Genomic DNA, 6,561 nt, shown 5'->3' with positions numbered 1-6,561 from the left:
AGTTGCCAAAGCGCTTGGGTAGGCCGCGCCATTTGCAGCCATGCTCGGCAACGTAAAGGATGGCGTTGACCACTTGCAGGTTGGTCATGCTGACATTGCCGCGCTGCGCCGGCAGGCAGTGTTCGATTAGAGAAAATTGTGCTGGCGTGATCTCCATGCACGATAGTTTAATCGCTCGGGCCATTAGTGTTAACAGGCCCTAGCAAAGGTTACACCAAGGTGCACGACGTCAAGTTCGAGCACGGAGTGTGGACCGCCGATGCGCGCAGCGGCGATGGCAAGGATGTGGATGTGCGTATCGACCCGGTGACCGGGCGCGTGTACGGCGACCAGACCACCTCCAAGTTAAGCGAGGCCGATATCCGCGCGGCGTTGTCGACCAACGGCTATTCCAACGTGCACGACCTCAAGTTCAAGGACGGCCTGTGGAAGGCCGACGCCGAGCAAAGTGGCGGACAGAAGGTCGACCTGCACATCGATCCGGAAGATGGGCACGTGGTCAGCGCGGACAACGACTGATCCATCACTGACGCAATCGCGTGGTGGTGTTTGAGCACGTTTGCCGGGCAGCACTGCAACACTGAACAGGGCCTCCAACTGGAGGCCCTGTTTATTGACACCGCAGGCTGCGCGCGGGCCTTGTTGTCACACACAATGCCGCAATCCGATCGATCGCAACACGACTGCACACATGCGTGCTTGAGGCCATGCGCGCACTCGGTGTACTCAACGCGCCGGCGCTACCTGCTTGCCATCGGCCTGTTTGCCATCAGCAGAGGCAGGTGACTGCGGATCCGCTACTGCACTCGCACCTGGCTTGCCGACCATCATGCGGTCGCGCGCGGCCTTGAATGGGTTGCCGGCATACCAGTTGGGCCAACGCTCGCCAGCGGCGACTTCCTTGCCCACGCCATACACGGCCTGCAGATCTTCGAGGGTGCCATCGAGTTTCCAGGTAGCCGCATCGTACTCATCGCCAGGGGCATGGTAGCGATTGCGCCCATAGTCTTCGGCGGCTGCACGTCCGGCAGCGGTGCCACCCTCGCGCAGGTCTTCGCCGCCATCGGCGTACAGCGCCGGCACCCCCGCCTTGGCGAAGTTGAAATGATCCGAGCGGAAATACGAGCCGCTCTGCGGCGTCGCCTCGGCGTGCAGCGTGCGGCCCTGCATCGCGGCGATCGGCTTGAGAATGTCTTCCAGCTCCGAGCTGCCCATGCCCACCACGGTGACATCGCGCGCGCGCCCGGCCACCGACATCGCATCCAGGTTGATCACCGCAGCGATCTTGTCCAGCGGGAAACTCGGATTGGCCACGTAATACTTGGACCCGAGCAAACCGGATTCTTCCAGCGTCACCGCCACAAACACCACCGAGCGCGCCGGCTTGGGATCCTGATGCGCGAAGGCATCGGCGATTTCCAGAATGCCGGCCACGCCGGTCGCGTTGTCCACCGCGCCGTTGTAGATGTTGTCGCCACTCTCGCCCGGATGCTTGCCCAGGTGATCCCAATGCGCCATGTACAGCACCGCTTCATCGGCGTGGCTGCTGCCCGGCAGCACGCCGACCACATTGCGTGAGGTCTTTTCGGCGATGGTGCTCTTCAGGTCCACCGACCAGCTGGCCTTCAACGGCACCGGCTTGAAGCCGCGCTTGCTGGCGTCCTTGTAGGCCTGCGCCAGGTCCAGCCCGGCGTTGGCAAACAACTGCTTGGCGGTCTCGGCGCTGATCCAGCCCTGCACCGGCAGGCGCGGGTCGGTGTCGTCCTTGGCCGGCAGGTCGTATTGCGGGCCGGCCCAGGAATTCTTCACCACATCCCAGCCGTAGCTGGCGCCGGGCGTGTCGTGCACGATCAACGCGGCAGCCGCACCCTTGCGCGCGGCTTCTTCGAACTTGTAGGTCCAGCGCCCGTAGTACGTCATGCGCTTGCCGTCGAACAACTTGGCATCATTGGTATGGAAGCCGGGGTCGTTGACGAACATCACCACCGTCTTGCCCTTCCAGTCCTGGCCGGCGTAGTCGTTCCACTGCTGCTCGGGCGCATCCACGCCGTAGCCAACGAACACCAGCTCGCTGTTGTCCAGCTTGACCTCGGCCTGGCCGGTACGCGTGCCCACCACGATGTCGGTGCCGAAGGCCAGTGCGCGGGTTTGATCGCCGCTGCGCAGGCTGGGTGCGGTGGCTGCATCGGCGGTGGTTTCCACCATCGGCACGTCCTGGAACCAGCTATCGCCATTGCCCGGCTGCAGCCCGATGCGCTGCATCTGGTCGCGGATATAGGTGACGGTCTTCTCTTCGCCCGCGGTGCCCGGGCCGCGCCCTTCGAAATCGTCCGAGGCCAGTGTCTTGACCAACTCGGCGAAGTCGCCGGTCGTCATCTCCGGCGAGAACGCGTGCCGGCTGACCGGTGCGCTGGGTGCGGTATCGGCCGGGGTCTGCGCGCTGGGCGCGGCAGGTGCGTCGGCGGGCTCACGTTTGCAGCCGGCCAGGGCCAGCGTCGCGGCCAGGCACAACAGGATCTTGCGGGGCATCGGGACTCCTCGTGCGGCGAAGGTCCCCCGATTCTAGGCGTTGACTGTGGTGAGCGCGTCAGTCCTTGGGCGCCACGTCGCTGTCGAAACTGCGCGCAGTGGCGCCGGTAACCGCGCCGATCCTGGCGGTGCGATGCACATACAGGCTGACCTCGCGCTCGAACTGCAGCTGCCCATCCACCACCGCATTGGGGCCGATCACCACCCGCGGCTTGCGCGATGGCTTGAACGAAAGACTGAAATTGGGCTTGGTGACCTCGATCCCGCCATGGACATGCGAGCCCACCCCCACGGTGATATCGCCATTGACGGTCTCGATGCCCTTGCCGAGCTCGGTTTCCACCAGACCGATGCTGCCGTTGACGGTTTCCACGCCGCTGCTGATCTGGCTGCCGCGCTCCACCAGAATGCTGCCGTTGACCGTTTCCAGCCCGCCGGACACCACCACTTTCTGGCCCAGCGTGATCGCGCCATTGACGGTAGAGACGCCACCGGTGCGCGCGCGCTCGCCGATCTGGATGCTGCCGTTGACGGTTTCCACGCTCTTGGTTTGCGCACCGGCACCGATTTCGATGGAGCCGTTGACGGTGTCCAGGGCGCCATAAGATTGGCCGGCCTCGGCGCTGATGCGGCCGTTGACCTTGCTGATGTCCTCGTTGGCCCAGGCGCTCGTGCAGACCAGGGACACCATCAGGAGAAGATGCTGGGACTTCATGCTGAACCTCGCGCGGCGGCGGCTATCTGGGGCGTGGCGGCGATCACACCATGCTTGGCTACAATCGCGCACCTGCCTGAAGTCACTGGACCGTTCGTTGCCTCCTTCGCCCGCACCGCGCTCGCGCCTGCCGCTTGCCCCCGCCACCGGCCGCTCACGCGCGTGGCTGGCGGCGGCCATGCTGGCTTGCGCGCTGCTGGCTTGCACAGTGCTCGGCAGCGCCGGTGCAAGCGCGCAAAGCCAGCGCGAGGCCGAGCGCAAGCTGCAGCAGTTACGCGATGAATTGAAGACCATCACTGCCGACCGGCGCGAACTGGAAGGCAAGCGCGGCACCGCCGCCCAGCAGCTGCGCCAGGCTGATGAAAAGGTGGCCAAGACGGCACGTGCATTGAGCGAAACCGAATCGGCCATGCGCGAGCAGGAGCAGCATCTGAGCAAACTGCAGCAGGATCGCGCGCAGTTGCAGCGCGGCCTGCAGACCCAGCGCGCGCAGCTGGCAGCGCTGTTGCGCGCCGCCGATCAGCTCGGCCGCAACGCGCCGTTGAAGGTGTTGTTGTCGCAAGACACGGTGGGCGATGCCACGCGCCGGCTGGCCGACCATCGCTACGTGCAGAACGCGCGTGCGCAGCGCATCCAGGCGCTGACCACGCAGCTGGAGGCCTTGGCGAAGGTAGAACAGGACATCGCCAGCCGGCGCCAGGCACTGGATAGCGCGCGTGCGCAGCAAAAAGCGCAGGCCTCTTCGCTGCAGAAGGATCGCTCGCAGCAGGCGGTCACCGTCGCGCAGCTGGACGACCGCTACAAACAGCGCGCCGAACGCGAAAAAGCCCTGGGCCAGGACGCCAAGTCGCTTGAACAGTTGCTCGCCAATCTGCGCGCAGCCGCCGCCAAGGCCGAAGCCGAACGCCGCGCGGCCGCCAAGCGCGCCGCAGCCGAGGCCGCCGCGCAGGCAAAGCGCGCCAAAACCGATCGTCCCGATCGCTCCGACCGGCCGGGCAAGACGCCGCCCAAGGTCATCGCCAGCGCGCCGGCCCCCAAGGTCGGTGGGCTGAGCTGGCCGGTGTCGGGCAACCTGCTGGCCCGCTTCAACGCCACCTTGCCGGACGGCCACACCAGCAAGGGCGTGCTGATCGGCGCGCCCAAGGGCAGCACCGTCAGCGCCGTGGCCGATGGCACGGTGGTGTTCTCCGACTGGATGACCGGCTACGGCATGATCCTGATCGTGGACCATGGCAACGGCTACATGAGCCTGTACGCGCACAATGACACGCTGTTGCGCGATGCCGGCGCCTCGATCAAGCGCGGCGAAGCGGTAGCCAAGGTCGGCAGCTCGGGCGGGCAGGGCGTGCCTGCGTTGTACTTCGAACTGCGTCGCAATGGGCAGCCGGTGGATCCGTCGAGCTGGTTGCAGCGGCGCTGAGTGCAGGTACGGTGAGCCGCGCGCTGCCGCGTCCCGGTGACCAGACGTGCAGCGCGTCGAAGCCACCATTGAGGCGACCACTCAGGGAACCGGGACAAGCTGCTTGCGCAGCCATCGGGCGCGCGCTCCCGGTGCGGTGTCGCCCATGCCCGGCAGCGCGTCTGGCCGCGTCATCGCCAGCACGATGCGCACCGCACAGCGACGCCACCGCGCATGCATCTGCGCATTTGCAGCAGGCAACGGCAATTCAACGCGGATTTATCGCTGCTTCGCGCATAATCCAGGCGGCGCCAGGTTGTGGGGCGTCTTCTCTCTTCCGGAGTGCTTCATGCGCGTAGCTGTCCTGTCCGTTGCCCTGTCGCTGGCCTTGTTCGCGTCGCCCGGTTGGGCACAGAAGGCCGGCACCGCCGCCGCCCAGGCCACTGCGGACGATCCGGAAGCCAATGAAGCCGCCGTGTCCAAGGTGCCGCTGGAAGAGATCCGCCGTTTCGTGGCGGTCTACAACGCGGTCAAGCAGGCGTATGTGGATCCGGTCGAAGACAAGAAGCTGATGCACGCGGCGGTGCGTGGCCTGCTCTCGGATCTGGACCCGCACAGCACCTATTTCGACAAGGAAGACGCCGAGGCCTTCGACGAACAGGCCACTGGCGCCTACGACGGCATTGGCGTGGAATTGCTGCAGCAGCAGGACAACACGCTCAAGGTGATCGCGCCGATCGACGACACTCCGGCCGCGCGCGCCGGCATCCGCGCCGGCGATGTGATCGTGGCCATCGACGGCAAGCCGATCGACGCCAGCAAGGCGATGGAGCCGCTGCGCGGCGAATCCGGCAGCAAGGTCGTGCTGACCATCGTGCGCGACAAGACGCCCAAGCCGTTCGACGTCACCCTGCAGCGCGAGACCATCCGCGTGGCCAGCGTGCGCAGCAAGCTGCTGGAACCGGGCTACGGCTACATCCGCATCAGCACCTTCCAGGCCGACACCGGTGCCGACTTCCAGAAGAACCTCAAGCAACTGCAGGCCGGTGGCAAGTTGCGCGGCCTGGTGCTGGATCTGCGCAGCAATCCTGGCGGCCTGCTGACCGCCGCGGTGCAGGTCGCCGACGATCTGCTCGACAAGGGCAACATCGTCAGCACCCGTGGACGCATCTCCATCAGCGATGCCAAGTTCGACGCCACCCCAGGCGACCTGCTCGGCGGGGTGCCGGTCATCGTGTTGGTGGACGCCGGCTCCGCCAGCGCCTCGGAAGTGCTGGCCGGTGCGCTGCGCGACAACCAGCGCGCGCGCATCATCGGCAGCCGCACCTTCGGCAAGGGCTCGGTGCAAACCGTACTGCCGCTGGATAACGGCGACTCGGTCAAGCTGACCACCGCGCGCTATTACACCCCCAGCGGCAAGTCGATCCAGGCCAGCGGCATCGTGCCGGAAGTGCTGCTCACCCCGGAACCGCAACCGGGCGATGCCGACGTGCCGGCCAGCCTGGCCGACTTCAGCGAAGCCACGCTGCCGGGCCATCTGCGTGGCGATGCCGAAGGCGAGGAGGGCTACAGCGCCGGCGACGTGCTGCCGGGCGATGGCCCGATCGCCTCCGCGCTGGCCGAGCTCAAGCAACCCGGCTCGGCGGCCAAGGCGCAAGCCGCGCTCAAAGCCAAGGCACAGGCAGCGCAGAAGGCCAAGGCCGCCAAGACAGCGGCCGAACCCAAGCCGGCAGCAGCGCGTCCGGCGACCGACAAGCCCAAGGCCGCAGAACCGGCCGAGAAAGCCAAGTCGGCCACGCCGGCCGAACCAACCCAACCGGCTGCGCCTGCAGACAAGCCCAAAGCGGCCGAACCGGTCAAGTAATCCGGCTACAGCGCGGCGGGTGCATCATGCCCGCTGCGCACTCGGCGCGATCGA

Annotated in this window: 5 protein-coding genes and 1 pseudogene; 3 read left to right on the top strand and 3 right to left on the bottom strand. The window is 66.3% G+C overall.

The features are described from left to right. Positions 1-157, bottom strand: a 157-nt coding sequence (locus ABS769_RS07670) for a transposase (protein ID WP_233368074.1), incomplete at its 3' end; no start/stop codon positions are given. Between the two features lie 44 nt (positions 158-201). On the opposite strand from ABS769_RS07670, the pseudogene ABS769_RS07665 reads away from it, so the two are divergent. Next, positions 202-519 (top strand): annotated as a pseudogene (locus ABS769_RS07665) (PepSY domain-containing protein); the annotation flags it as partial. A gap of 207 nt (positions 520-726) precedes the next feature. Here ABS769_RS07665 and ABS769_RS07660 read toward each other — a convergent pair. Then, the gene (locus ABS769_RS07660; protein WP_430544130.1) at positions 727-2,529 is read right to left on the bottom strand and encodes a M28 family metallopeptidase; all 1,803 of its coding nucleotides are present in this window, start codon (positions 2,527-2,529) and stop codon (positions 727-729) included. Positions 2,530-2,587: 58 nt separating this feature from the next. Beyond that, positions 2,588-3,244, bottom strand: coding sequence for a hypothetical protein (locus tag ABS769_RS07655; protein ID WP_317060493.1), 657 nt, complete (start codon positions 3,242-3,244; stop codon positions 2,588-2,590). Positions 3,245-3,341: 97 nt separating this feature from the next. Between ABS769_RS07655 and ABS769_RS07650 the strand changes: the two genes are divergently transcribed. Both ABS769_RS07650 and ABS769_RS07645 read left to right on the top strand, forming a co-directional pair. Then, the gene (locus ABS769_RS07650) at positions 3,342-4,664 is read left to right on the top strand and encodes a murein hydrolase activator EnvC family protein (protein WP_317060491.1); all 1,323 of its coding nucleotides are present in this window, start codon (positions 3,342-3,344) and stop codon (positions 4,662-4,664) included. Between the two features lie 328 nt (positions 4,665-4,992). Then, on the top strand, positions 4,993-6,507 hold the full coding sequence (locus tag ABS769_RS07645; RefSeq protein ID WP_317060489.1) for a S41 family peptidase: 1,515 nt from the start codon (positions 4,993-4,995) through the stop codon (positions 6,505-6,507). Positions 6,508-6,561: the final 54 nt, after the last annotated feature.

This window comes from Xanthomonas hortorum (assembly GCF_040279205.1).
Taxonomy (GTDB): Bacteria; Pseudomonadota; Gammaproteobacteria; order Xanthomonadales; family Xanthomonadaceae; genus Xanthomonas; species Xanthomonas hortorum_F.
Note: the sequence above shows the minus strand (reverse complement) of the source record. Positions and strands in the feature narration are given on the sequence as shown.

Bases quoted from the DNA above. Each gene is read 5' to 3' on its own strand.
- ABS769_RS07645 (WP_317060489.1), top strand. From the start codon at position 4,993: ATGCGCGTAGCTGTCCTGTCCGTTGCCCTGTCGCTGGCCTTGTTCGCG.
- ABS769_RS07655 (WP_317060493.1), bottom strand. From the start codon at position 3,244: ATGAAGTCCCAGCATCTTCTCCTGATGGTGTCCCTGGTCTGCACGAGC.
- ABS769_RS07660 (WP_430544130.1), bottom strand. From the start codon at position 2,529: ATGCCCCGCAAGATCCTGTTGTGCCTGGCCGCGACGCTGGCCCTGGCC.